At 72.8% G+C, this 25,427-nt stretch carries 26 protein-coding genes; 13 read left to right on the top strand and 13 right to left on the bottom strand.

Annotated features, from left to right (window positions below):
• Positions 1-361 precede the first annotated feature (361 nt).
• A complete protein-coding gene (locus ACZ45Z_RS32705; protein ID WP_468370349.1) occupies positions 362-1,423 on the top strand; it encodes a hypothetical protein in 1,062 nt (353 codons plus the stop codon).
• Between the two features lie 169 nt (positions 1,424-1,592).
• Here the strand turns inward: ACZ45Z_RS32705 and ACZ45Z_RS32710 are convergent, their stop codons facing one another.
• Together ACZ45Z_RS32710 and ACZ45Z_RS32715 are read right to left on the bottom strand one after the other, a co-directional pair.
• Positions 1,593-1,988, bottom strand: coding sequence for a DUF2267 domain-containing protein (locus ACZ45Z_RS32710; RefSeq protein WP_468370351.1), 396 nt, complete (start codon positions 1,986-1,988; stop codon positions 1,593-1,595).
• A 115-nt stretch (positions 1,989-2,103) separates the two neighbouring features.
• The gene (locus ACZ45Z_RS32715) at positions 2,104-2,532 is read right to left on the bottom strand and encodes an Hsp20/alpha crystallin family protein (RefSeq protein WP_468370353.1); all 429 of its coding nucleotides are present in this window, start codon (positions 2,530-2,532) and stop codon (positions 2,104-2,106) included.
• A 222-nt stretch (positions 2,533-2,754) separates the two neighbouring features.
• Between ACZ45Z_RS32715 and ACZ45Z_RS32720 the strand changes: the two genes are divergently transcribed.
• Positions 2,755-3,093 carry a DUF3140 domain-containing protein gene (locus ACZ45Z_RS32720; protein ID WP_468370356.1) on the top strand — a complete coding sequence of 113 codons (339 nt, stop codon included), beginning with the start codon at positions 2,755-2,757 and terminating at the stop codon, positions 3,091-3,093.
• A gap of 39 nt (positions 3,094-3,132) precedes the next feature.
• On the opposite strand, the gene ACZ45Z_RS32725 is transcribed toward ACZ45Z_RS32720, so the two are convergent.
• On the bottom strand, positions 3,133-5,838 hold the full coding sequence (locus ACZ45Z_RS32725) for a SpoIIE family protein phosphatase (protein ID WP_468370359.1): 2,706 nt from the start codon (positions 5,836-5,838) through the stop codon (positions 3,133-3,135).
• A 422-nt stretch (positions 5,839-6,260) separates the two neighbouring features.
• Here ACZ45Z_RS32725 and ACZ45Z_RS32730 point away from each other — a divergent pair, with 422 nt between their 5' ends.
• Complete coding sequence (locus tag ACZ45Z_RS32730; protein ID WP_468370362.1) at positions 6,261-6,596, top strand: hypothetical protein; 336 nt, start codon at positions 6,261-6,263, stop codon at positions 6,594-6,596.
• A gap of 28 nt (positions 6,597-6,624) precedes the next feature.
• Here ACZ45Z_RS32730 and ACZ45Z_RS32735 read toward each other — a convergent pair whose 3' ends face one another.
• Together ACZ45Z_RS32735 and ACZ45Z_RS32740 are read right to left on the bottom strand one after the other, a co-directional pair.
• Positions 6,625-8,082, bottom strand: coding sequence for an APC family permease (locus ACZ45Z_RS32735; RefSeq protein ID WP_468370365.1), 1,458 nt, complete (start codon positions 8,080-8,082; stop codon positions 6,625-6,627).
• A gap of 326 nt (positions 8,083-8,408) precedes the next feature.
• On the bottom strand, positions 8,409-10,484 hold the full coding sequence (locus ACZ45Z_RS32740; protein WP_468370367.1) for a SpoIIE family protein phosphatase: 2,076 nt from the start codon (positions 10,482-10,484) through the stop codon (positions 8,409-8,411).
• A 409-nt stretch (positions 10,485-10,893) separates the two neighbouring features.
• On the opposite strand from ACZ45Z_RS32740, the gene ACZ45Z_RS32745 reads away from it, so the two are divergent.
• Positions 10,894-12,441: an AMP-binding protein gene (locus ACZ45Z_RS32745; protein ID WP_468370369.1), complete on the top strand. Its 1,548-nt coding sequence runs from the start codon at positions 10,894-10,896 to the stop codon at positions 12,439-12,441.
• 131 nt (positions 12,442-12,572) lie between these two features.
• Here ACZ45Z_RS32745 and ACZ45Z_RS32750 read toward each other — a convergent pair whose 3' ends face one another.
• The 3 genes from ACZ45Z_RS32750 to ligD form a co-directional block, all read right to left on the bottom strand.
• Positions 12,573-13,208, bottom strand: a complete 636-nt coding sequence (locus ACZ45Z_RS32750) for a DUF6629 family protein (RefSeq protein ID WP_468370372.1) — start codon at positions 13,206-13,208, stop codon at positions 12,573-12,575.
• A 106-nt stretch (positions 13,209-13,314) separates the two neighbouring features.
• On the bottom strand, positions 13,315-13,602 hold the full coding sequence (locus ACZ45Z_RS32755) for a hypothetical protein (protein WP_468370374.1): 288 nt from the start codon (positions 13,600-13,602) through the stop codon (positions 13,315-13,317).
• A gap of 135 nt (positions 13,603-13,737) precedes the next feature.
• The gene (gene ligD, locus ACZ45Z_RS32760; protein WP_468370377.1) at positions 13,738-14,748 is read right to left on the bottom strand and encodes a non-homologous end-joining DNA ligase; all 1,011 of its coding nucleotides are present in this window, start codon (positions 14,746-14,748) and stop codon (positions 13,738-13,740) included.
• A 92-nt stretch (positions 14,749-14,840) separates the two neighbouring features.
• Between ligD and ACZ45Z_RS32765 the strand changes: the two genes are divergently transcribed.
• A complete protein-coding gene (locus ACZ45Z_RS32765; protein WP_468370380.1) occupies positions 14,841-15,905 on the top strand; it encodes an ATP-dependent DNA ligase in 1,065 nt (354 codons plus the stop codon).
• A 60-nt stretch (positions 15,906-15,965) separates the two neighbouring features.
• Here ACZ45Z_RS32765 and ACZ45Z_RS32770 read toward each other — a convergent pair whose 3' ends face one another.
• The 5 genes from ACZ45Z_RS32770 to ACZ45Z_RS32790 form a co-directional block, all read right to left on the bottom strand.
• A complete protein-coding gene (locus ACZ45Z_RS32770; protein WP_468370458.1) occupies positions 15,966-16,955 on the bottom strand; it encodes an MASE1 domain-containing protein in 990 nt (329 codons plus the stop codon).
• A gap of 63 nt (positions 16,956-17,018) precedes the next feature.
• The gene (locus tag ACZ45Z_RS32775; protein WP_468370383.1) at positions 17,019-17,852 is read right to left on the bottom strand and encodes a PP2C family protein-serine/threonine phosphatase; all 834 of its coding nucleotides are present in this window, start codon (positions 17,850-17,852) and stop codon (positions 17,019-17,021) included.
• Between the two features lie 129 nt (positions 17,853-17,981).
• Positions 17,982-18,233 carry an acyl-CoA carboxylase epsilon subunit gene (locus ACZ45Z_RS32780; protein ID WP_468370386.1) on the bottom strand — a complete coding sequence of 84 codons (252 nt, stop codon included), beginning with the start codon at positions 18,231-18,233 and terminating at the stop codon, positions 17,982-17,984.
• A 231-nt stretch (positions 18,234-18,464) separates the two neighbouring features.
• Entirely contained in the window at positions 18,465-19,634 is a 1,170-nt protein-coding gene (locus ACZ45Z_RS32785; RefSeq protein ID WP_468370389.1) for a lipase family protein, read from the bottom strand.
• Positions 19,635-19,738: 104 nt separating this feature from the next.
• Complete coding sequence (locus tag ACZ45Z_RS32790; RefSeq protein ID WP_468370391.1) at positions 19,739-20,791, bottom strand: AraC family transcriptional regulator; 1,053 nt, start codon at positions 20,789-20,791, stop codon at positions 19,739-19,741.
• 285 nt (positions 20,792-21,076) lie between these two features.
• Between ACZ45Z_RS32790 and ACZ45Z_RS32795 the strand changes: the two genes are divergently transcribed.
• The 8 genes from ACZ45Z_RS32795 (at position 21,077) to ACZ45Z_RS32830 (ending at position 25,402) form a co-directional block, all read left to right on the top strand.
• Positions 21,077-21,373 (top strand): gas vesicle protein GvpO, encoded by a 297-nt coding sequence (locus ACZ45Z_RS32795; RefSeq protein ID WP_468370394.1) that lies wholly within the window; start codon positions 21,077-21,079, stop codon positions 21,371-21,373.
• 73 nt (positions 21,374-21,446) lie between these two features.
• Entirely contained in the window at positions 21,447-21,893 is a 447-nt protein-coding gene (locus ACZ45Z_RS32800) for a gas vesicle structural protein GvpA (RefSeq protein ID WP_468370396.1), read from the top strand.
• A gap of 3 nt (positions 21,894-21,896) precedes the next feature.
• Positions 21,897-22,610: a GvpL/GvpF family gas vesicle protein gene (locus tag ACZ45Z_RS32805; RefSeq protein ID WP_468370398.1), complete on the top strand. Its 714-nt coding sequence runs from the start codon at positions 21,897-21,899 to the stop codon at positions 22,608-22,610.
• A gap of 18 nt (positions 22,611-22,628) precedes the next feature.
• Positions 22,629-22,886 (top strand): gas vesicle protein GvpG, encoded by a 258-nt coding sequence (locus ACZ45Z_RS32810; protein WP_468370401.1) that lies wholly within the window; start codon positions 22,629-22,631, stop codon positions 22,884-22,886.
• 28 nt (positions 22,887-22,914) lie between these two features.
• Positions 22,915-23,460, top strand: coding sequence for a hypothetical protein (locus tag ACZ45Z_RS32815; protein WP_468370403.1), 546 nt, complete (start codon positions 22,915-22,917; stop codon positions 23,458-23,460).
• Entirely contained in the window at positions 23,453-24,124 is a 672-nt protein-coding gene (locus ACZ45Z_RS32820; RefSeq protein ID WP_468370406.1) for an SRPBCC family protein, read from the top strand. Before ACZ45Z_RS32815 ends, ACZ45Z_RS32820 begins: the two co-directional genes overlap by 8 nt.
• 4 nt (positions 24,125-24,128) lie before the next feature.
• Entirely contained in the window at positions 24,129-24,560 is a 432-nt protein-coding gene (locus ACZ45Z_RS32825) for a gas vesicle protein (protein ID WP_468370409.1), read from the top strand.
• Positions 24,557-25,402 (top strand): GvpL/GvpF family gas vesicle protein, encoded by an 846-nt coding sequence (locus tag ACZ45Z_RS32830; RefSeq protein WP_468370412.1) that lies wholly within the window; start codon positions 24,557-24,559, stop codon positions 25,400-25,402. The genes ACZ45Z_RS32825 and ACZ45Z_RS32830 overlap by 4 nt, the downstream gene beginning before the upstream one ends.
• The last annotated feature ends 25 nt before the right edge of the window (positions 25,403-25,427 follow it).

Here is a 25,427-nt window from a genome sequence, read left to right on the forward strand (position 1 = left end):
GCCGTCGCTCCCCCGCCCCCGTCGTCCCCTGGCTCCCGCTGTGCCGACGCGCCCGTTCTGCCGTTGTGCGTTCCCTCCCCGCATCGCCGCCGCACCGGCCGCCACCTGTGGAAACACACCCTTCGGACAGTCAGTTCCACGGCCCGCCAGAGGGTTTGACGCGCCGACAACACTCCGGCGACACGCCGAGGACACGCCCGGAGTGCTGATTTGAGGGGATTAAGGCCCTTTCCACCGGATGGCCTTCACGAATGGCGCGGGCGCCCGAGGGGGCAGTTGGCTGAGGTAAGCATGCGCAACGCTCGCTGAGTGTCAGCGCCTCCGGTGTTTGGCGCTCCCCCTCGTTCAGTGGAGTCTCTCCATGTCCTCCGAACCAGCTCTTCGTGTCAGAGGCGAAGCCGATCTGCCCCCGGCAGAACCCGGTCGCCACGGTCCGCTCGCGCCACCCGACGAATCATCCGTCCACACCCTCCTGTGGACGGCCGCCACCAGCCGCCCCCTGGAGGAAGTCGCCGCACTCGTCGAACTGCTCAAACGCACGGGCGAAGTCCCCAACCCCGGTGACGAGGCCCTGCGTATCGCCGTCATCAGCCGTCCGGTGAGCGAAGTCCGGACGCTCATCGCGCTCCTGAGCGCACCCGACCACAGCACGGACGCGCGCGATGAGGCCCTGCGCGTGGCGGCCGTGGGCAGATCGGTCGAGGAGGTGGCGCAGTTGATCTCGGGGTTCGGCCGGGCGGAGGACGACGGCGTCCCCGACGACGGCCGGGCGGCGCACGCCGACCCCGGCAAAGACCCGACCCGCACCAGGAAATTCGGCCCCCGGCCACCCGAGGCCGACTCCATGGGGGGCGTACCCGAGCCCCCTTTCCCCAGCGGCCCGCCCCCGACGACCGCCTTTGAGGCACTCGAGTGGCGAGCGACCCCGCACAAGCAGGCGTATCCGCAGCAGGAGACCCGACAGCGAAGCGGCTTCGGGCGGAACTCGGCCGAACCCCGTCGGCGGGAGCGTGCCCGCCGCCCCGCCGAGGGGGTGATGCGGTCGGCGCTGCGCTGGCCCGCGGCGGCGACGCTCGCGGCGTGCGGGCTGAGCCATGTGCCGGTCAACATGCAGATGCCCGCCGGTCCGGCCACCGGCGTAGCGCTGGCCCTGTCGGCCCTCTACGTGCTGCTTGCCGTCTGGCTGACGGTCCGCGACACGGCCATGGCCTGGACGGTCAGCGCCGCCGCGACGGTGGGCGTCGTCGGCCTGCACTTCCTGTCGCGGGCGGGCGTGATCGTCCCGCTCAGGAACGTGCTGGGAGATGCCGCCCTCTGGTCGGAGTTGCTGGCGGTGACCTTCGCGGTCCTCAGCGCGAGCATCGCAGGCGCGGCCCTCATCTCCCGCCCGCGCCCCGTGGGCATGTCCGCGGCGGGCTCCTGAGGGCGGCCGCTGAGTGAGTGAGGGCCGGAGGCCGAGGACGAAGAGGTCCTCGGCCGCCGGCCTGCGCCCTCGCGCGACCGGCTCGACGGGCGGCGGGCTCTGCGGGTCGCGGGCCCGGCTGGTCGCGGATCCGGCGGGTCGCGGATCCGGCGGGTCGCGGGCCCGGCGGTCAGATGGGCTGCGGGTGGCCGAACAGCAGGTCGTAGCCGGGCGGGAGCTGGAGCAGGACCCGGCGCATCAGGTCCGCGTCCGCGGCGTCGGCCATGACGCTGAGGGTCGCGCCGACGTCCCACTTGGCGGTCTCCTCCGTGGCCCCCTCGATCCACGCGGCGGTGGCCCGCACGAACCGCTCGGGGTCGAGGGGTTCGTGCGCGGGGAGCGGGTTGAGCAGCAGCAGGGCGCATGTCTCGGGGAGCCGGGCGGCCAGCTCGGCGCGTTCGGAGCCCACCAGATGCGCGCCCAGCAGGGCGAGTACGACGCGGGCCGCGCGTTCGGCCTCCTGCCGCGAGGGATATTCGCCCCGCTCCTGGACCGCGGCCAAGAACTCATCCCATGTCATGCGCATCGGTGTTCCTCCTCGCCCATACCGTCCGGTGCGGTCCGCCGTGCCGCCGGTGTCGTCCCGCCGTGGGGGTCAGCCATCGGGGGCCCGGTCACCGGCGGGCCCCCTCATGCCCGGTTCAGTCGCGACTGATCTGCCTGGGTCCCGTGTCCGCCCCGGTGATACTGATCTTGCGCGGCTTCGCCTGCTCGGCAACCGGAATCGTCAGCCGCAGCACGCCCGCGTCGTAGACGGCCTCGATGCGCTCGGTGTCCAGGGTCTCGCCGAGGAAGAGCTGACGGCTGAACGTGCCGGTCGGCCGTTCGGCGATCAGGAACTCCGCGTCGTCACCTGCGCCGGAGCGGCGCTCCGCCCGGACGGTCAGCACGTTCTGCTCGACGTCGAGGTCCACCGACTCGGGGTCGGCACCGGGGAGATCGAGTTCCACGACAAAGGTGTCACCGTCGCGGTAGGCGTCGATCGGCATGGCCGCCGGCCTCGCGGCGGTGCCCATCACCCGCTGGGTCAAGCGGTCCAGTTCCTGGAAGGGGTCGGTTCGCATGAGCATCGTGGTCACTCCCTCGCTCGGCTGAGTGATGCACATGTCGACACCAAATTTGTAACTCCGCGCAAGGAGCGTTGACAACCACCGCCGGCGAGTCGGCCGGGGTGCCGGCGCGGCCGCCCGGCCGGCGGGTTCGGCTCCGGTTTCCGGCGGCTTCGGCTCCGGTTTGTCGGGATCGGTCACCGGGAACCCGTCGGCACGTTCTCGACTTCTGGGAGGAAGATCATGGCGGAAGCCGGACAGGTCGGCACGGAGCTGTGGGACGAGTTCCACACCGCCGTCAACATGACCTCGCGCGAGCTGCGGGAGTGGCTGAACACGGAGGCGGCGGGAGAGGAGACCGAGACGGTTCCCGACCAGGCCGGGAAGAAGACCGGCCGGCGGGTCGTGGAGATCCTGGGCAAGCGCCGCACGGACCTCACCGAGGACGATGCGGAGGTGATGCGGCGGGTGTGCGAGATCGTGCGGTCCGAGCGCTCCGTCGACCGGGAGCCGCAGGCCGGTGGGGCGCAGTGGCGGCACGGCCTGATGAGCATCGGCCACGACCCGCTCAAGCCGTCCTGAGCGTGCCCCGCGTGCCCTGCCCGGACCGCGCTCCCGCCCTCACTCCCCCGTCAGCCAGCCGTCCATCCCCTCCGTCGGCGGTGGCTGCTCGGTCCAGATGACCTTGCCGCCGGCGGTGTAACGGGTGCCCCAGCGTTCGGCCAGTTGGGCGATGAGGAACAGGCCGCGGCCGCCCTCGTCGGTGGTGGCCGCCTGCCGCAGGTGGGGCGAGGTGCTGCTGTGGTCGGAGACCTCGCAGATCAGGGAGCGGTCGCGGATCAGGCGTACGCCGATGGGGCCGGAGGCGTAGCGGATGGCGTTGGTGACCAGCTCGCTGAGGATCAGCTCGGCGGTGAACGCTTCCTCCGACAGGCCCCATTCGGCCAGTTTGCCGACCGCGTCGGCGCGCACCTGGGCCACGGCCGAGGGGTCGGGCGGCACGTCCCATTCGGCGACGTGCTCGGCGTCCAGCACCCGGGTGCTGGCGACGAGCAGCGCGATGTCGTCGCTGGGGCGTTCGGGCAGCAGGGCGTGGAGCGCCGCCTCGCACGTCTCGTCGGGTGTCAGCTCGCCGGTGCCGGACAGGGTGTCCCGCAGGACGGCCAGGCCCTCGTCGATGTCCCGGCCGCGGTCCTCGACGAGGCCGTCGGTGTAGAGCACCAGGCGGCTGCCCTCGGGGAGGTGGACCTCGCCCGTCTCGAAGGGCAGGCCGCCGAGCCCGAGGGGCGGGCCGCCGGGCACGTCGGCGAACTCCGCGCTGCCGTCCGGGCGCAGCACCATGGGCTGGAGATGGCCGGCGCGGGCCATGGTGCAGCGGCCGGACGCCGGGTCGTAGATGGCGTAGAGGCAGGTGGCGCCGGTGATCGCGCCGCCTTCCGCCTCGTCGGCGGACTCGTCCTGGTCGATGCGGGTGACCAGTTCGTCGAGGTGCCACAGCAGTTCGTCGGGGGGCAGGTCGAGGTTGGCGAAGTTGTGCACCGCGGTGCGCAGCCGTCCCATGGTGGCGGCGGCGTGCATGCCGTGGCCGACGACGTCGCCGACGACGAGGGCCACCCGGGCGCCGGGCAGCGGGATGATGTCGAACCAGTCCCCGCCGACGCCGCCGAGCCCGCCCATCCCGGCCTGGGCGGGCAGATAGCGGTACGCGGCCTCGACGGCGTTCTGCTCGGGCAGGCCGCGCGGCAGCAGGCTGCGTTGCAGCGTGACCGCCATGGTGTGCTCGCGGGTGTAGCGGCGGGCGTTGTCGACGCTGACGGCGGCGCGGGCGACGAGTTCCTCGGCGAGGGAGAGGTCCTCCTCCTCGAACGGTTCGGGCTTCTCCGAGCGCCAGAAGAGGGCGACGCCGAGGATGACGCCACGGGCCCGCAGCGGAACCGCGATCATGGAGTGGATGCCACGCTCGACCACCGCGCGGGCCCGCTCGGGGTCCTGGCGCTGCCATCCGGAGAATGCCGCCAGATCCGCCTCCAGGACGGCCTCGCCGTGGGTGAGGCCGGAGCCCATCCGGGTGGAGGGTTCGAAGTGGATGAGCTTGCCGAGCGGGTAGAGGGCGGTGTCGTCGGGGGCGCCGCTGACGGCGGTGCGCCGCATCGCAGCCAGCGCGCCCGGGGCCGGCTCCTCGCCGCGCAGCACGGCCTCGGCCAGGTCGACGGTGACGATGTCGGCGAACCGGGCGGCGGCGAACTCGGCCAGTTCCTCGCAGGTGCGCACCACGTCGAGGGTGGTGCCGATCTCGGTGCCCGCGTCGTAGAGCAGCTTGAGCCGTCCGCGTGCCATGTCGGCGCGGCCGGTGAGCGCTTGGAGTTCGGTGGTGTCGCGCAGGGTGGTGACGCTGCCGGGCGGGCCGCCGTGCTGGTCGGTGGAGCGCTGGTTGACGGCGAGGAGCCGTTCGCCGACGGGGTGCAGCTCGTCGGTCACCACCCGGCCCGAGGCCAGCAGCCGGGCGGTGACCGGATCGAGTCCCAGGTCGGCGACCTGGCGGCCTTCCACGTCGGGCGGCAGGTCGAGCAGCCGGCGCGCCTCGTCGTTGGCGAGCAGCACCCGGCCGTCGCCGCTGACGATGATCACGCCCTCGCGGACGGCGTGCAGAACCGCGTCGTGATGCTCGTACATCCGGGTCATCTCGGCGGGTCCCAGGCCGTGGGTCTGGCGCCGCAGCCGCCGGCTGACCAGGGCCGTGCCGCCGGTCGTCAGCAGCAGGACGCCGGCGGCGGCGCCGAAGAGCAGCGGGAACTGGTCGTCGACGACGCCGCTCACCCGGGCGATGGTGATGCCGGCGGAGACCAGCCCGACGACGCTGCCGTCCTTGCCGGTGACGGGCACGACGGCCTGGACGAGCGGGCCTATGGTGCCGGTGATCTTCTCGGTGATGATGTCGCCGTTCAGCGCGGGGCCGAGGGTGCCGACGAACTTCTTGCCGATCCGGTCGGTCAGCGGGTGGGTGTAGCGGATGCCGTCGGTGTTCATCACGACGATGAAGTCGATCTTGGAGCCTTTGCGGGCGGCTTCGGCCCGTGGCTGGAGCACCGCGGTCGGGTCGGGGCTCTTGAGGGCCTCTTCGATGCCGGGCGAGTGGGCGAACGTTTCGGCCACGGCGACCGACCTGTTGCGGGCCTCGCGTTCGCTGTCGGTCCGCGACTGCAGCACGAGCGCCGTGATGGCGGCGGCGACGAGCAACACCACGATCGCCACCTGCAGGAGAAAGACCTGACCTGCGACAGTTCGCATCCTCAGAACCGAACGCGGGCGGCCGTAGCGTCCGGCCATGTCCTCTTTCTACACCTCCCGCATACGGTGGGCGAGCCGCGCGCTGCGGAGCGCAGCAGCCGGGTGGGCGGCCCGGAGGGGCGCGGCCGCCGCGTTCGGCGACGGCCCTCGGAGCTGGTCCGATGGTCCCGTAGTCCTGGCGCGGACACCAGAGGGCCAGTAAACCAGCGGGTAGGTTTTACGGCTACGTGAATGCGGGGGCCGAAGGCCCGTGGAGCCGCGCGCGGGGACGGCGGGTGTAACTCTGGCCACAGGCCGGCCCGCGGGGACATGCTCGCCCAGCCGCTCGTGGGGCGGCCGGCCGTGAGGGAAGTTGCCTGGTCAGCCCGACTGCCGGGGACGCCGCTGCCCGCCGGAAGGGCGCTCCGGCCCGCCATGGGCCGTTCAGCGGGCGGCCGATGCGGTGTGAGACGTTCGGGGGCATGCATGTTCCAGAGGAGATCCGTGCCGAGGCGGCCGCGCTCATCGACCAGCACGCGCTCGGGCTGTGGAAGCCGGATGACGCCGATCGGCGCGCGGCCGGGGCACTGTTCCGCCACCTGGAAACCGGCCTGCCCCTGACGGGTGACGAGATCCGGTCGGTCCTCGGGCACGCCGAGCCGCCGTCCGGCGAACGACTGCTGAGCCTGCTGGGCTCCGTCGCCGCTCTGCTCGACGACACGACAGTGGCCGACGGCCCCGCCGGGCGGGACGCCGTCGACCACGTGTGTCTTCTTCTGGACGCGGTGGCCCTCTCCGGGTCCGCCGGCCGCCCGTAGGCACCCGGCGGAGCCCGGAGAGGCTCTCTCAGGCGGTCACGGTGACCTTCTCCGGCTCCGCGACCGGGGCCTGCCCGTCCTCGGGGACGGAGATGACCCAGTGCGTCTCCTGGCGCGGCCGGAGGTAGAACGCCCAGTACAGGGCCGCCCCGGCGACGATCGCGCCGGTGATGACCAGGCTCTTGGTGCTCTGCTGGTACAGCACCCAGGCCAGCACCATGACGAGCAGCGCCGGGACCACCGGCCACAGCGGCATGCGCCAGGCCAGCCGGTGCTTGTGCTCGCCGCGGCGCGAGACCAGGGCGCCCAGCGCGACGAAGACGTACATCGCGGCGACGGCCACGCCGGTGACCTCGCTGAGGGTGTCGAGGTTGACGAAGCACAGGGCCGCGCCGGGGACGCCCACGCCGAGGGTGGCCGCCCAGGGGGAGCCGAAGCGCTTGCCGACGTGGGAGAAGACCCGGTTGACCGGGGTCGGCCAGGCCGCGTCCCGCGCCGAGGAGAACAGCACGCGGGAGTTCTGGATCACCATGACGATCGCGGCGTTGATGATCGCCAGAGCGATGCACAGGCTGACGAAGGTGCCGATGGCCGAGTTGCTCCACGCCTGGACCATGCCGGCCACGTCACCGGCGCCGAGGGTCGCCAGGTCCGGCGCGCCGAGAGTGATCGCGACGACGGGGACGAGGACGACGGCGACGCCGATGGCGAGCGTCCACAGCACGGTGCGCGAGACGTTGCGGCGCGGGTTGTCCATCTCCTCCGCGAGGTACACGGCGGTGGAGAAGCCCTGGAGGATGAAGAGCGCGGTGGCCAGCCCGGTGACGATGAGGGCGGCCGTGACGGCGGTGGTGTGTCCGTGTCCGGCGTCGACGACCGGGTGGAAGAGGACGGACGCGGGCCGGTTGGCGTGGCTGAAGCCGAGGAAGGCGACGACGGCGCAGGCGACGACCTCCAGCACCAGGAAGATGCCGGTGATCCAGGCGTTGGCGCGCAGGTCGAGCAGGCCCATGGCGGTGGCCAGCAGCATGACGCCGGCGGCGGTGTACTGGGGATCCAGTTGCAGGATCGGTGTCAGATAGTCGGCGGTGCCCAGCGCGATGATGGGCGGGACGATCATGACGACGATCAGCGACAGGACGAAGACGAGCCATCCGGCGAGGCGGCCCATGAGGGTGCCGACCATGGCGTACTCGCCGCCGGAGCTCGGTATGAGGGTGCCCAGCTCGGAGTAGGTGAAGGCGACTCCGATGCACAGCAGGGCCGCGATGGCGATGGTGAGCGCCGTTCCGGTGCCCAGGCCGGCGAACGAGTCGGGCACGATCACGAAGAGCGAGGAGGCCGGGGTCAGGCAGGAGAGGGTCAGCAGCGTGCCCCCCACCACGCCGATCGACCGGGTGAGTTTGGGGGAGTTCCCCTCCGCCGCGCTCCGGGCTTCCCGCTCCGGTGCTGCGGGGGCAACAGGCGTGTAGGGCGTATCGGTCATGCGAGTCCCATCGGTGCTGGCGGCAGGAGGGGGGCACCTTCGGCGGAGAGTGCCTCGAAGCGGTGGAAACCGGGCTGAACGCGCCGGGCGCTTTCGGTGACCGAATACAACCCCTGCCGGGATCGCACGTCAAGACCTCCATGACGACGAAATCCGTTGCCGATAGGCGATCTAGAGGTCCTTATGCGCTTCAATGAGGCCGTGGAATAACGAATTCCGCCGCCTTGGGAGTCATGCGGATTCCGCCGCGGATCGGCATGAATCCATACGGCTGCCTCCGTACGACGGGCGGCCTGACGCCCCCCGCTTCCTCGCGCTTCGTGCCCTTACGCCTCGTGGGTGTGGGCGCGGGCGATCAGCAGGGCCACGTCGTCGTGGTCGTCCTCGTTCCGCATGGCCCCCAGCAGGCGGTCACAGAGCTCTTCCAGCGGCCGCTCGGGCTCGGCGAGCAGACTCAGCAGCAGCTCCAGCCGGGTGTCGATGGGCTGGTCACGGGTTTCGACCAGCCCATCGGTGTACAGCACGATCTGGTCGCCCTCCGGCAGCGGCACCGTGGTCTGCTCGAAGCCCACGCCGCCCACGCCGAGCGGCGCCCCGGTGGGCAGGTCGAGCAGCTCGGGGGGCCGCGCGGACCGTACGAGGATGGGCGGCAGGTGGCCGGCGACGGCGATGCTGCACTCCTCGCGGTGCGGGTCGTAGACGGCGTACAGGCAGGTCGCGAACGCCGGGTCGAGCCCGGCGGCGATGTGATCGAGATGCCGCAGGACCTCGGCGGGGTCCAGGTCGAGATCGGCCAGCGCGCGGGTGGTCGTGCGGAGCTGTCCCATGGTGGCCGCGGCGTTGATGCCGCTGCCCATGACGTCGCCGACCACGAGGGCGGTCTTGTCGCCGGCCACCGGGATGGCGTCGAACCAGTCGCCGCCGACCTCGCGGGCCGCCTGGGCGGGCTGGTAGCGGTAGGCGATCTCCATGCCGATGGGCTGGGCGGGCCGGTGGTTCATCAGGTGCCGCTGGAGGGTGAGGGCGGTGCGGCGTTCGCTCTGGTACGAGCGGGCGTTGTCGATGCACACCGCCGCCCGGGCGGCCAGTTCGACGGCGAGCACGGCGTCGTCCTCGTCGAACGGCTGCTGGTTGCGGACCCGGTAGAGCGACAGCGCGCCCAGCACCTCGCCCCGGGCGATCAGCGGCACCGCCAGATAGGAGTGCAACCCGGCCCGCCCCAGGAGGGCGGCACCCTGCGTGTCGGCGGCGATATGCGGCAGGTCCCGCTCGCTGACATGGCTGACCAGGACCGGGCGGGCGGTGGTCACACAGCGGGTGATGAGCCGGTCGGCTTCGTAGGACGCGATCTGGCCGGTGGGGTCGGCGGCGCGCACGGCGTCGGTGGCGTAGGCGGCCGCCACGGCCAGCGCCCGGAAGCGGGCCGGGCCGCCCTGCGGCGGTGAGGTCTGGCGCCGGCCTTCCAGTACGGCGTCCAGGACGTCGACCGCGGCCAGGTCGGCCAGCTCCGGCACGATGACGTCGGCCAGTTCGTGGGCGGTCTGGTCGACGTCGAGGGTGGTGCCGACGGTCGCGGAGGCGTCGGCGATGACCGCGAGACGGCGGCGGGCCCGGGCGGCTTCCGCGGCGGCCCGGTGCTGCTCGGTGACGTCCACGACGGAGGTGGCCAGGCCCAGGACCTGGCCGTTGGGGTCGTCCAGCCGGTAGTAGGACACCGACCAGGCCTGTTCCTCACCGCCGGTCCCGGGGGTGAGGCCGACGGTGAACTGGTTGAGCAGCGGCCTGCCGCTGGCCAGCACCTCGCGCATCCGCGCCGCGATGACGTCGGTGTCCAGGAAGGTGAGCACCTCCTGGATCTCGCGGCCGATGTGCTCGTCGGCGGGCAGGTTGTTGATCGTCTCCAGCGCCGGGTTGACCATGACGAACCGCAGGTCGGTGTCGAGGACGGCCAGCCCGATGGGCGACTGGGCCACGAGCCGGACCGACAGCGCGAGGTCGCGCTCCAACCGCCGCAGTACGGCCTGGTCGGTGGCGATGCCCAGGGCGTAGGCGTCCCCGCGCTCGTTCTGGAGGCGCATGTTGCGGAACTCCACCAGGCGGGTGCTGCCGTCCTTGTGGCGGACGGGGAACACCCCCGCCCAGCTCTTCCCGCCCGCCATGACCTGGGCGAACATCTGAAGGACCAGGTCGAGGTGGTCGGGGCTGATCAGCAGTTGCCCGGCGTGGTGGCCGAGCGCCTCCTCGGCGCTCCAGCCGAACAGTTCCTCGGCCTGCGGACTCCACAGTGCGATCCGGCCCTCCGCGTCCAGCATCACCGCGGCCACACCGAGCACGTCGAGCAGGCCGCCGGGCCGGGACATCTCCACTCCGGCGCCCTCGGGGAACGCGTCGGTCGCACCCATCCCAGGCACTCCTTCCGCCGGCCCGCGGTGACCGGCAGCCGTGGCGCTCTCCGTGCACCGGCCGACTCCCGTCGCGCTGTCGCTGCCCTCCATCATCTCTCCACTCGGGACGGCCCCGCAGGGAGAGGGACAGCCGCCTCCGGGCGCCTTCACCCGATGCGATCACACAGGCGGCGGGTACCGCCAGGGGCCGGTCCCCTCCCCTCGCGGGGTGACGCCGGTCGGCGGGGGCGCGCGGGCCGCACGACGCCCGTCCCTGCGTTGCGAGTTCGTGACGCCGGGCGCAACTTGGAGATGTCGATCAGTTGGGGCTACCCTGATCTTTAGTTGCCTCTAGCAACTAAACACCCCTGTGACCGCACCGCCGGCGGCCGCGAAGGAGCGACCCCGGTGTCAGGAGGAGCTCCCCATGTCAGCATCCGCCCCCGCCTTCCGCACCTACGTGGAGGACATCCTCGACGTACTGGGCGCCGACCCCGACCGCGAGACGCTGGTCCACGAGAGCCGGCGGATCACCGCGGGCGAGTTACGCGACCTGGTCCACAAAATGGCGCGCGCACTGCGCGCCCAGGGCCTGGGGCGCGGGCAGACCGTCACCCTGCTCAGCGGCAACCTGCCGGAGACGATCGCCGCGCGCTACGCCGCCAACCTGATCGGCGCCCGGGTCAACCACCTCTACAACAAGCTCGCCGCCGACACCCAGGCCGCCATCGTCCGCGACGTCGAGACGCGCGCGCTGATCGTCGATCCCCGCTACGCCGAACGGGCGACCGAGATAACGGACGCCGTCCCGGTACCGTCCACTCTCGTCCTCGGTCCCGCCAAGACGGGCACCGACCTGCTGGAGCTGGCCGCCGGGCAGAGCGCCGCGCCACCGGCCGGATCCGCCCGGCCGGACGACGTGTGCACCATCCGCCACACCGGCGGCACCACCGGCCACCCCAAGGGCATCTGCACCACCTTCGAGAAGGCACGGCCGATCCTCGGGGAGCAGACCGAGGAGCCCGCCGGCGGGCGGCGGCAGCTCGTGTGCACCACCCTCGCGCACGCCGCCGGCCAGGTGGCCGACCGCACCCTGCTCTCGGGCGGCACGGTCGTCCTCCTGGACGACTTCGACGCCGGAGCCGCGCTCGCCGCCATCGAACGCGAGCGCATCACCGACCTGCTCCTGCTGCCGCCGCTGCTCTACCAGTTGATGGACCATCCGGACGCGCCGCACACCGACACCTCCAGCCTGCGCACGCTGATGTACGGCGGCTGCCAGTCGTCGCCGGCCAGGATCGCCGACGCGATACGGGCGTTCGGCCCGGTGCTGGTGCAGTTCTACGGGCAGAACGAGGCCGGTGCCATCTGCATGCTGAGCGCGCCGGACCACGACCCCGCACGACCGGACCGGCTGCGCTCGGCCGGCAAGGTGATGCCCGGCGTCGAGGTGGCCGTGCGCGACGCCTCGGGGCGCGACCTGCCGGTGGGTGAGCACGGCGAGATCTGCGTGCGCTCCGCGACGCTCATGCAGGGGTACTGGAAGCAGCCCGAGCTGACCGCCGAGGTGCTGCGCGACGGCTGGCTGCACACCGGGGACATCGGATTCCTCGACGCCGAGGGGTACTTGACCATCGTGGACCGGCTCAAGGACCTGATCGTCGTGGTCGGCGGGCACGTCTACACCACCGAGCTCGAAGACCTCCTCAACCGCCACCCCGCCGTCCGCCAGAGCGCGGTCTTCGGCGTCCGCGACGCCGACCGGATGGAGCAGGTGCACGCCGCGGTGGTCGCCGCACCGGGCGGCGACGTCGACGCGCGGCGGCTGTGCGAGTGGGTACGCGCGGAGCGCGGTGCGATGTACGAGCCGGCACGGATCACGTTCGTCGACGCGCTCCCGCTGACCGACGCGGGCAAGCCGGACAAGAAGGAGCTGCGCCGGCGGACCGAGCGGGAGACCGGCGCCGCCCGCTGATCCCGAGGTCCCCGAACCCCGCCGAGGCACCCGCCGCGCCCCGTCCCGGGCCGGCGGGTGCACCTCACTTCCCCGCCCCTCGCTGCGGCACCCTCCGCCCGTACGACCCCGCCTGGTCGCAGCAGCCCACTTCAACTCACCTGCGGTGCACGCCCGTTGGGCATATCCCGGCGCACCCATACGAGCATCAGCAGGGCGGCGACGGCGGCGAGGGCACACCACGTGGAGACGAACTCCAGCCGCCACAGGGCCACGCAGAGCACCGCGCCGGCCGAGAGGAGCACCCCGAGCAGCCGCAGCGTCCGATCACCGCCGAGGAGCAGGGAGCCGAGGGTGGCCACGAGGTAGCCCGCGATGATCGGTGCCGGATGCGGCAGGTCGATGACATAGCCGACGGTGTGGCCGCGCGGGTCCGCCGTCACGGGGCGGGTGGCGAGCACGTACGCGAGGGCGGTGGCGGTGGCCACCCCCGCGGCGGCGGGCACCACGAGGCGGCGCCGGGCACTCGGGGCCGCGGCGAGCAGGACGCCCGCCGGCACCCACAGGGCGAGCAGCGGCAGGGCGATGACGGCCCAGGCCGTGGTCGCCGGGCCGGTGCCGCCGCCGGCGCGCCACAGGACGGCCTCGGTGATCTGGTGCGCGCCGAGCAGCAGGGGCAGCGCGGCCAGCGGCAGATCGCGCGCCCGGCGCAGCCGCGCGAGGCAGACGGCCCCCGCCGCGGCGATGGCGGAGCCGGCCACCAGGTCGGCCGTGGCGCTGAAGCACATCGCGTCACCTCCCCCGGCGGACGGTCGCCCGGGCGCCGTGGACCGTGTGAACGGCAACGGACCGCCGCGCCCTACCGGTGCGGCGGTCCGTCGGCGTCACCTCGGATCAGAAGCCGAAGAAGCCGCCTCCGCCGAAGCCACCCCCGCCGAATCCGCCTCCGCCGAAGTCGCCTCCGCCGAAGCCTCCGTGGCCATGGCCGTGGTGGTGATGGTGGTGGCAGTGGCCGTGCCCGCCGTGGTGACCGTGGTGGTGGCCGCAGCCGTGGTGATGGTGGTGGTCAGCCGCCACCGCGACGGGGGCCGCGGACGCCGCCTGGGACATGCCGGCGAGCGGGACGACGGCGGCCGCGGCGAGCACCGCGGCCGCCAGGGACCGGCCTATGAGTGTGCGCATTCGTTTCTCCAGGTGGGGAGGAAGTCGGACACCGGATCGATACCGCGGCGGGCGGCGCGTCGCGCAGGCACCACCGGGATACACCCGCGCGGGGCAACGAATTGATCCGAACGCAGCAGCCCCGCTGGACGCCCGTCAGCCCTTCCTGGCCCGGCTCGGCTGGACGCGGGACGGCTCTCCCGGCATCTTCGGGTGGTCGGGCGGGTACGGCAGGTCGCCCATCCCCTCGTCGACGGCCAGGCGGTCGGCGAGTTCCAGGAGCGATTCCAGTCCGAAGGCGTGCTCGTCCATGTCGGCGTGCACATCGCCGAGTTCGGCGAACCGGGGCGGCACCGTGCGCAGGTCGAAGTCCGCCGGTTCGACGTCGGAGAGTTCCTCCCAGCGCAACGGCGTGGAGACCGTCGCCCGGGGGTTGGCCCGCAGGGAGTACGGCGAGGCGATGGTCCGGTCCCGGGCCATCTGGTTGTAGTCCACGAACACCTTCTCGCCGCGCTCTTCCTTCCACCAGGCCGCGGTCACCTGCTCCGGCATCCGGCGTTCGAGCGTCCTGGCCAGCGTGATGGCGGCGCGCCTGACCTCGGTGAACGTCCAACTGGGGCGGATCGGTACGTAGACGTGCACGCCGCGCCCGCCGGACGTCTTGGGCCAGCCGCGCAGCCCGTGCTCCGTCAGCAGCTCGCGCAGTGCGTGGGCGACGCGGGCGGCGTCGGCGAAGTCGGTGCCGGGCTGCGGGTCGAGGTCGATCCGCAGCTCGTCGGGGTGCTCGGTGTCGGCGCGGCGCACCGGCCAGGGATGGAACGTCAGGCAGCCCAGGTTGGCCGCCCACAGGACGGCGGCGGGCTCGGTGGGACACATCTCGTCGGCGAAGCGCCCGCTGGGGAACGCGATCCGGGCGGTGGGCAGCCAGTCCGGCAGCCCCTTGGGCGCGCGCTTTTGATAGAAGAACTCGCCGGCCACGCCCTCGGGGAAGCGCTGCATGGTGGTGGGCCGCTCGTGCAGACCGCGGAGCGCTCCGTCGACGACCGCGAGGTAGTAGCGCACGACGTCCAGCTTGGTGAATCCACGCTCGGGGTAGTACGTCTTCTCGGGGTGCGACACGCGCACCGTACGGCCCGCGACGTCCAGCTCCACAGCTCCTCCGGCCATGCCTCCACGCTAGGTTCCGCCGGGCCGTACCGCGCGCCGGGACGGGGGTGCCCAGCGCGCGCGACGGGCGGGCGGCCCGCAGGATCGGGAGCATGGACCTGCCTGTCATGCCCCCGGTCTCCCCCATGCTCGCCAAGCTCGTGGCCGACATTCCCGCGGGCATGCAGTACGAGGCCAAGTGGGACGGGTTCCGCGTCATCGTCTTCCGCGACGGCGACGAGATCGAGATCGGCAGCCGCACGACGAAGTCGCTGACCCGCTACTTCCCCGAGGTCGCCGCCGCGGCGCTGACCGAGCTGCCGCCCCGCTGCGTCGTCGACGGCGAGATCGTCATCGCCCATGACGGCCGGCTGCACTTCGAGGAACTGCTGGAGCGGATTCATCCGGCGGACTCCCGGGTCCGTACGCTCGCCGAGCGGACACCCGCCTCCCTCATCGCCTTCGACCTGCTGGCGCTCGGCTCCGAGTCGTTGCTGCACACGCCGCAGGAGGCCCGGCGCGAGGCGCTGGTCGAGGCGCTGAGCGGGGCCCGGCCGCCGGTCCACACCGCGCCCGCCACGACGGACCAGGAGCTGGCCCGGCGGTGGTTCACGCAGTTCGAGGGGGCGGGGCTGGACGGGGTGGTCGCCAAGCCGCTCCGGCTGCCCTACCGGCCGGGCGACCGCGCCATGTTCAAGATCAAGCATGCCCGCACCGCCGACTGCGTGGTGGCGGGCTACCGGTGGCACAAGAGCGGGCCCGTGGTCGGCTCCCTGCTGCTGGGCCTGTACGACGGTGACGCGCGGCTCCAGCACGTCGGGGTGTGCGCCTCGTTCCCGATGGCCAGGCGCCGCGCGCTGGTCGAGGAGCTGGAGCCGCTGCGGATGGACGACGTGACGGGCCACCCGTGGGGCGACTGGGCCGACGAGGCGGCGCACGCCACCAGCCGGATGCCCGGCGGCCCCAGCCGCTGGAGCGGCGGCAAGGACCTGTCGTGGGTCCCCTTGCGCCCGGAGCGGGTGTGCGAGGTGGCGTACGACCACATGGAGGGCAGCCGCTTTCGGCATACGGCGCAGTTCCGTCACTGGCGTCCGGACCGTACGCCCGAGAGCTGCACCTACGCCCAACTGGAGGAGCCGGTCAACTACGACTTGGACGAGCTGCTCGAAGGGGGCTGAGCCGCCGGTCCGCCTCTACGGCGCGGGGTAGCCGACGGGGTGACGGCCCGGGGTGGCGCCTCACCGTTCGCCCTTGTCCGGCGGCCGCCACCGGGGCGTGCGCTCCCCGGGGGCGAGACGGTCCACCACCTCGGCCAGTTCGCGGCACGCGTGCTCGATCTTGCGGCGGACGCTGATCTGCTCGGTGACGATGGCCGACAGCAGGAGTGCGGTGAGCGCCGCCGAGGCGTTGAGCGCCTGGAGGTTGACCATGGCCTCCAGAAGACTCTCGTCCGCGAACGGCCCGGTGCGGTCGGTCGCGGCCGAGATCGCGAGGACGGACACCAGCAGCACGCACGGCGCCGCACCCACCAACTGGAAGCGCAGGGCCGCCCACACGATCAGCGGGAAGACCAGGAACAGCAGGGCGAGGTGGCTTTCGGTGATCAGGATCCCGACGGCGACGGATCCGAGCGCCAGGGCCAGCGCCTCGGCCCACCGGTAGGCGCGCAGGTCACCGGGCCACCGGAGCGTGCGCAGCGCCAGCAGGAGCGGGGTGACGACGAGGACGCCCATGGCGTCTCCCACCCACCAGGCCGCCCAGGTGGGCCAGAATCCGTTCGACGGCAGCGAACCGGCGAGGAGCTGCACACCGGTGCCCAGGGTGGCGCTGACCAGCATCCCGCCGAACGCGCCGAGGGTCACCAGCGCCACCCCGTCGCGGAGCCGGTCGAACACGGGCCGGAAGCCGACCCGCCGCAGCAGCAGGTAGGCGCAGACGGGCGCGAGGGTGTTGCCGGCCAGGATGCCGATGCTCGCGGGGTTCAGCGCGCCGAGGTGCAGGATGACGAAGACGGTGCCCAGCGCGATTCCCGGCCACACGCCCAGGCCCAGCCACAGCAGGCAGCTCAGGGCGATGCCCGTGGGCGGCCACAGCGGCGTGACCACCACCCCTGCGACCACTACCTGTTCCAGCAGGCCGATCCGTGCGGATCCGTAGTAGACGGCGGCGAGGGCGAGGATCTTCACGACTGCCGCGGCGAGACGCCGGGATTCCTCGGTGCGCACCACATCAGCCATCAGACAACGCCGGTGTCCCGGCGTCCGCCGCGACACGCACGCCCGGCGCGGGCTTCACCCGGGCCTGTGCGCCGCGTCGTCGAAGCGCAGGACGATCACGGCCGCGTCGTCGTTGTGGCCGGTGAACTCCGCCACGCTCATCGCGGCGGCGGCCACCTCGGCCGGGTCGTCGCCGGCCTTGGCGCTGACCAGCCGGCTCACCCGGGCCAGTCCCGCCTCTATCGGGAAGGACGGGCCCTCGATCACCCCGTCGGTGAGCAGGACGAAGGCTCCGGCCTGTGTGAGGCGGCGCCGCGTCACCGGGTACGTCTGGCCCGCCACTATGCCCAGCGGCAGGCCGCCGGGGTCCTCGGCGACCTCGTACCGGCCGTCGACCGTGGCCCAGACGGCGGGTATGTGGCCCGCGCGGGCGCTGGACAGCTCCCAGGTGACCGGGTCGAAGCGGACGAAGGTGCAGGTCGCGAAGAGTCCGGAGTCCACCGAAAGGAGCAGGTCGTTGGCCCGGCTGAGCACCTCGCCCGGGTCGGCGGCGCCGGCCGCCACGGCGCGCAGCCCGATGCGTATCTGGCCCATGAAGGCGGCGGCCTCCACGTCGTGCCCCTGGACATCGCCGATGGAGAACGCGAGCGAGCCGTCCGGCAGCGCGAAACCGTCGTACCAGTCGCCGCCGATGTCCAGGCCGTTGCGGGCGGGGGTGTAGGTGGCGGCGGTCCGCAGGCCGGGCACTTCCGGCAGGGTGGCCGGCAGCATCTCGCGCTGCAACGCCTCGGCGAGTTCGACCCGGGCCCGCTGGAGCTCCGCCCCTTGCCGGGCCTGCGCGGTCAGCCGCCCGAGCGTGGTCAGCAGATCGTCGGCGCTCGCCGACCGCGTGGGACGACGCCGGGGCATGGACCAGCTCCAAGGTGCATCGGTTCACGAGCCGCTGCCAGGGCGGACCGCCGGGGCCCGCCGTGTCCGCCTCATCATATTTCCGCCGTTTCACTTCCGCTTGACGGCGGCCGGGACGGCCCGACCGGCTCAGCGGGCCGGGCCATGCCTGCTGGCCCTGGGGGCGCACGTCCAGCAGCCCGCCCAGCAGGCGGTACGGAGGCCGGGGGCGGAGCGGGACGCGGTGGCCGGGCGCTCGGGCGGGAGGTGGTGTTCGACGGCGGCGCGTACGTGCGCCAGGCGCGCGCACAGGATGACGGTGAGCGCCGCCAGTTCCTCGGGCTTCGCGTGGCCCTTGTCGATGCGCAGCGGGAGGGGGAGAGGGGCGGCGGATGTGCTCATGTGTGGGGGTCCATGGGCTCTGGGGCGGGCGCGCGGTCGGCGCGGGTGTTCCGGCTGGTGCCCCCTTGCCGGGTCCGGGCCGGTCACAGGGCCGACGATAGGAGAGCCCCGGGGTGCTGTCGCGTGGGGCCGCGTTCCGCTGGGCCATCCGTGCGCGGCGGAACCGCCCGTGGGGGCACAGCGGCGGGGCCACCGACTCGCGGGAGTCGGTGGCCCCGGTGCGGCGGGAGATCAGGCGCAGTTGCCCGGTGCCGGCTTGCCCGCGAAGCGGTCGGCGAGCCAGTTGGCGGCCGGGACCGATCCCACGATCGCGCCGAGGATGTGCTCACCGAGCGGGATCGAGGTCCATTGGACCTCGGCGCCCCGGCCGCACCAGTCCGTGCGCAGCTTCTTGCCGACCTCGTACGGGATCAGCTCGTCGACGGTCCCGTGGTAGAGGTAGACGGGAGCGTCGGGCTTGCGCGTGCCGAGGTCGGATTCGCGCAGCCGGCGCTGCCAGTCCGCCTCGTACAGCGGGTTCTTGTCGGTCACGTCCGAGATCTTCTGGAAGAGCCCGGCGACGGTGTCGATGGCGACGCAGTTCTTCCGCATGAAGTCGACGTAGTGGCGGCCCTTGTCGTTGAGGTAGTTCTCCAGGTGCAGTTCGGGGAAGGCGGCGTTCTGGCCGACGGCGGCCATCAGCACCAGTCCGGCGCCGATGTTGCCGTTGTTGGCGTCGGCGACCTTCAGCATGTCGGCGGGAACGCCGCCGGTGGCGGTGCCCTTGACGTGGAGTTCGGGGGCGTAGGAGGCGTGCAGCTCGGCCGCCCAGCTACTGGCCTGGCCGCCTTGGGAGTAACCCATGATGCCGACCGGGGAGTCCTTGGTGACGCCGGCCGCGTTCGCTTCGGGCAGCCGCTGGGCGGCGCGGGCGGCGTCCAGTACGGCCTGTCCCTCGGCGCGCCCCACGGTGTAGGTGTGGTCGCCGGGGGTGCCCAGACCCTCGTAGTCGGTGACGGCGACGGCCCAGCCGCGGGCGGTGAGCTGCTGGATGAGGCCGGCTTCGTTGGTGGTGCCGTAGGGGAAGCCGGCCGAGGGCGCGCAGGAGTCGCCGAGGCCGACCGTGCCGACGGCGTAGGTGATCAGCGGGCGGGGACCGGTCCTGCCGTCGTCGGGGACGATGACGGTCCCCGAGACGGTGTTGGGGGCGCCGGTCGCGGTGGTGGAGCGGTAGGTGAGGTGCCAGGCGTGGGTGCGGGTCGGCTGGCCCGGCAGGGGGTGGAAGGACGTGGCGGAGGACGTCACGACGTCGCCGGGGCCGCCGCCGGCGGTCGGCCCGGCGGAGGCGGTCGTGGCGCCGGTGAGCCCGAGTGTGAGGGACAGGGTGGCGACGGCGGCGAGTGCTGTGGAGCGAAGGCGCATGCGGTCTCCCAACTGACGAGCGGGCCGGGGTGGTTGGGGTGACCGTAGTGACTCGCGGGTAAGGAAGGCGCTGACCGGGACGCTCAGCTTTGTTGACGCCGCGTCTACCGGCGTCGGGGCGCGGGGGCGGACCCGGTGAGCCGGTAGGCGCCGGGCGTCGTCCCCGTCCAGCGGCGGAAGGCGCGGAGGAAGGCGGTGTCCTCCGAGAAGCCGATCCGCGCCGCCAGCTCGGCGATCGGCTCGTGCCCGGCGGTCAGCGACGCGATGGCCGCGTCCCGGCGCACCGCGTCCTTCAGCTCCTGGTACGAGGTCCCCTCGGCCTGGAGCCTGCGCCGCAGCGTCGCCGGGCTCACCGCCAGCCGGGCCGCCACCTCGCCGGACTCCGGCAGCCGCGCCGGGGCCTGGGCCCGCAGCGCCTGGACCAGGGCGCGGCGGACCTGTTCGGCGACGGTGGTGCCGTAGTCGCGGCGGCTGAGCAGGTCCGCAGGGGCCCGGCGCAGCAGCGCGGTCAGCGCGGCCTCGTCCCGTACGACGGGCGCGGCGAGCCAGCGGGCGTCCCAGCTTGCCGCGGTGCGGGGCGCGCCGAAGCGCACCGGGCAGCCGAAGAGGACCTCGTACTCACCGGCGTGCGCCGGCGCCGGATAGGCGAACTGGGCCCACGCCAGCGGGATACGCCGGCCGATCAGCCAACTGGAGAGGCGGTGGGAGATGATCAGCACGCATTCGGCGAGGAAGTGGTCGGCGTCGTAGGGGCGTAGCTCGTTGTGCACCGAGAAGACGGCCTCCGGCGAGCCGTCGGGGCCCACGCCGGTCTCGACGGCCATCTGCGGGCCGCCGGGAAAGAGCCCGTAGAACCGCGCGGCCCGGTCCAGGACCGCTCCGAGGTCGTGGCAGCCCAGGCAGGCGTGGCACATCATGGCGAACGTGCCGCGCCGGCTGGGGACGGGGCCCAGCCCCAGGAACTCGTCGTCGGTGGCCTCGTGCAGCGCCTTGACCAGGCGGGTGAACTGTTCGGCGGTGACGCGCGCGCGGTCGTCGCCGAGGAGCAGCGGCGGGATCCGCGAGGTCTGGAGCAGCGGCACGGTGTCGATGCCGAGCCGCCGGGCGCCGCTCAGCGCGGCCCGCACATGGTGCATGGCGATCGTCAACCGGCTCATGTCCCGCCCCCTTGGCGCCTGGTGAACGCGGTCCTGGGCCCCAGGATCGGCCGGTGACCTCGGCCGCGTACAGAGGCGGGCGGGCAGGAGATGCCTCCGGGCGCCTTTTCCTCGCAGCGGAAAGCCGCCGGGCGCCGGCCGACGCCGCCGCGTGCCGGCCAACGCATATGTTCGAGCGTGCCGGGCACGCGAACTCCTGTCGCCGCCGGGCGGACCGGCCGTGGTCCGGCGGTAGGAACCCTCATCACGAGACACAAGGACCCTCGACGCACGACAGGCGGGATCATGGCGACAACGCAGCGCAAGGAAGAAGAGAGCGGGCCGGAGCGCCTCGCCGCTCCCGAGGCGATGCGGCAGGCCGCCGGTCAGCTCGCGCAGTTGCTCGGATGCGAACCCGACGCGGTTTCCGCGCTCAAGGCCACGGACGACGGCTGGTCCGCGGATGTGGAAGTGGTCGAAATCGAGCGCATTCCGGACACCGCGAGCGTGATGGCTTCCTATCGGGTCCGTCTCGACGCGCGGGGCCGGCTCATGGAATACGAGCGCACGCGCCGCTACGCGCGAGGCCAGATCGACAGGTGAGCCGTCGACCGCCTGCCGCACGTCACGCACATCCCCCCTGACCGCTTTCCGCACATGGGAAGGAAGACCGACCGTGACTGTCGTTCAGCAATCCAGCGCACCGGCCACCGGAAGTGGCTCCGGAAATCTCTACGACGTCCTCGAACTCATCCTTGACCGGGGACTGGTCATCGACGCCTTTGTTCGCGTCTCTCTCGTCGGCATCGAAATCCTGAAGATCGATGTACGGGTCGTCGTGGCGAGCGTCGACACCTATCTGCGCTTCGCCGAGGCGTGCAACCGGCTCGATCTGGAGTCGGGCCGCAAGGCGCCGAGCCAGCTCACCGAACTGGTCGGTGACGCCACCGAGAGCGGCGCCAAGGGGAAATCGAAAGGCGCGCTGACCGGCGCCGTGGAGGCGTTCAGCGAATCCCTCCACAAGGGCCGCGGAGAGTCCGGGGATTCCGGGGAGGAAGAAGCACGCCCGGCGGGCAAGTCCTCCTCGACCAGCCGCCGCACCGCCCGCCGCCGGGAGGAGTGACCCATGCCGACCTACATCTACGCCATCACCGACGCCGGCCACCCGATGCGGCTGGACGGCGTCGAGGGGGTCGGTGACCCCGCGGCGCGCCTGCGCACCGTCCGGACGAAGGACCTGAGCGCCGTGGTCAGCGACGCGCCGGCCGACCTGCGGGCCAAACGGCGGGACCTGCTCGCCCATCAAGCCGTCCAGGCACGCCTGCTGGCCGACGGCGCGGCCCTGCCGATGCGGTTCGGGCTGGTCGGCCACGACGACGAACAGGTCGCCGCCGCCCTGGAGGAGAACCGCGAGACGTACACCGAGCGCCTCAAGGAGCTGGCGGGGTGCGTGGAGTACAACCTCAAGGTCGCCCGCGACGAGGACGACCTGCTGCGGGAGATCGTGCGGGAGTCCGATGAGGTACGGCGGCTCAACGCCCGCACCCGGGAGAACTCCGCCACGTACGAGGACAAGGTGGCGCTGGGCGAGCTGATCTCCCGGGAGGTACAGGCCCGCCACGAAGCCCTCGGCCGGGACATCACGGCCCGCCTCTCGCCGGCCGCCGCGCGTACCGCCGTCGCCGAGCCGACGAAGACCCACTTCCTGAACGTGTCGTTCCTCATCCGGCGCGAGGAGGCCCCCGCCTTCTCCGAAGCGGTGCACACCGAGGCCGAGGAACGCGGCGAGGGCTACACCTTCAACCTGCACGGCCCGCTGCCGCCGTACAGCTTCGTCTGACCGGCCGGCGGAGACCTCATGGGCCTCATCACGCAGATCCTGACCCTTCCGCTGGCGCCCGTGCGCGGCACCGTCTGGGTCCTGGACCAGGTGCTGATCACCGCGGAGCGGGAGCACTACGACCCGGCCCCCGTCCGGGCGGAACTGGCCGAACTGGAAAAGCGGTTGCTGGACGGGCGCATCGACGAGGAGGAGTTCGACCGCCGCGAGGACGCGTTGCTCGACCGGCTGGAGTGGCTGGAGGCCCAGCAGCGGCGGCTGCGTACCGACTCCTGACCACGGGGAGATTCGAGGTGTACGAGAGATGACGACCAACGCCAAGATAGGCGCGGCCCTCCTGGGCGGCTACTTTCTGGGCCGCACGAGAAACGCCAAACTGGTCCTCGGCCTGGGCATGTTCCTGGCCGGCAGGAAGATGGACCTCGATCCGCGGCGGCTGGGTGAACTGGTGGCCGCCTCACCGGTCCTCAGGCCCCTCGACCCCCAGGTGCGCGAGGAACTCCTGGACGCCACGAAATCGGCGGCCACCTCGGCGCTCACCCGGCGCATGTCCCACCTCACCACCTCGCTCCAGGAGCGCACCGCCGGATTCGGCGGGATGGACGACAACGCCGGAGCGGACGGTGGCGAAGCCGACGGTGGTGAAGTGGACGGTGGGGCGGACGCCGGAGACGCGGCGGCCCCTTCCGGGGCGCCGCGCGGGACCGCCTCCGCCGCGCGCAGGAGGACGCCGAGGGCGCGGAAGACTTCCTCGGGCACGCGTAAGACCGCCTCGAAGGCCCGCAAGACCGCCTCGGGCGCGGGCGCGGGCGCGGGCCGGGCCGCCGGCCGGGGAGGCGGCGATGACTGACTCGGCGCTCAGCGAGGTGAAGGACGCGGTGGCCGAGAGCGAGGCCGTCGCGCGACTCAAGGAAGAACTGCGCAACTACCTGCGCGCCCGCGCCCGGCATGCCGTCACGCGCCTGGGACACCGGCTGGGCGAGAGCGTCGGCAGGCTGGAAAAGCCCGGGCGGGAGGGCGGTGGCGGGAGCGCGGCCACTCCCGTGACCGTCACCGAGGACATCGACGTGGGCGTCCCCGTGCGCGAGGCGTACGACCGGTGGACGCGGTTCCAGGAGTTCAGCACCGTCGCCAGGGCCACCCGCGGTGGGCGGGCGCACCTCACCGAGCAGGTGCCCGACGAGCGCATCGGCTGGACGACGGAAGGCGCCAGGGGCTCGGTCAAGGGTGTGGTGACCTTCCACGCCCTCACGGACGACCTGACCCGGGTGCTCCTGGTACTCGAACACGTCCCTCGGGGCCTGTTCGAGAAGACGGCCGGCCTCTGGCACGCCCAGGGCCGCCGGGCCCGGCTCGACCTCAAGCGCTACCGCGCCATCCTCATGACGCGTGAGCCCGAGCCGGAGGACGTTCCCGACGACGCGTGGGACGGTCCCGAAGACGCCTGCTGGGACGACGAGCCGGAGGACGACGACGCGTACGACGACCGACTCGCACCGCACAGACAGGGCTGATCACGTGTCCGATTCACTGGCCGGCCGGATGGGACCTCCCTCCGGGACGTCGCCGTACGGCCCGCAAGGGTCCTCCGCCAACCTGGCCGACATCCTCGAACGCGTCCTCGACAAGGGCGTCGTCATCGCGGGCGACATCCAGATCAATCTGCTCGACATCGAGCTGCTGACGATCAAGCTCAGGCTGCTCGTCGCCTCCGTGGACAAGGCCAAGGAGATGGGCATCGACTGGTGGGAGCACGATCCCTCACTCTCCTCGCGCGCCCCCGCTCCACAGCAGACCTCCCCCGCGCGCCCGCCGGCCGTCGGCGGGGACCCGCTGGCCGAGGAGAACGCGCGGCTGCGGGCGGAGCTCGCCGAACTGCGCGCGGCGGCCGGCCTGCCGCAGGCGTCCGGACCGGGCGCGGGGCAGACCGACCGGAAGGAGAACCCGTGACCGCCGGTACCGGGACGACCGCACCGCACGCCTCGTACGTCTACGCCATCGGCCGCGCCGGCACCGGCCTGGACGCGGCTGCCGGGCGGCCGGCCGGCCTCGGCGGTGGTCCCCCGCGGACGGTCGCCGCCGGCGGACTCGCGGCGCTGGTCTCCTCCGTCCCCGCCGACGCCTACAGCGCCGAGGGCATGCGGGCGCGGCTGGAGGACCTCGCGGAACTGGAGGCGCTCGCCCGTACGCATCACGCGATGGTCGAGGCGGCGTACGCCTACGCGACCGTGCTGCCGATGCGGCTGGCCACGGTCTACCTCGATGACGCGCGGGTGGCGTCGATGCTGCGCGAGCGGGGCGCGGAATTCGCCGAGCTGCTGTCCTGGCTGGAGGGCCAGGTGGAGCTGGGCGTGAAGGTTTTCGCCGATCCGCGCGAAGCGGCGGCCGTCGCGGCCGCGCCCGCGGAGCCCGCGGCGGCCCCGGCGAGCCCCGGCCGGGCGTATCTGCTCCGGCGTCGGGCCCAGCGGCGTACGCACCGCGATGCCTACCGCGCGGCGGGCGCCGTCGCCGCGGGGGTGCCGGACCGGGTGGCCGCCCTCGCGCGGGCGCGGGTCGCGCACCGTCCGCAGCAAGGGGAGCTGGCGTCCGGCGCGGGCGAGAACGTCGCCAACGAGGCGTATCTGGTGCCCGCCGACCGGGTCGGGGAATTCCACCGGGCGCTGGCGGGGGTGGCGGACGGCAGCCCGGGCGTACGCGTCGAGATCACCGGCCCGTGGGCGCCGTACTCCTTCGCGACGCCACCGGCACGGTCCGCACCGCCGGCACCGCCGCCCCCTGGAGCGGGACCGTGAGCGCCGGGGACGGGCCGGTGGGCGG

Source organism: Streptomyces sp. NPDC031210 (assembly GCF_055570395.1).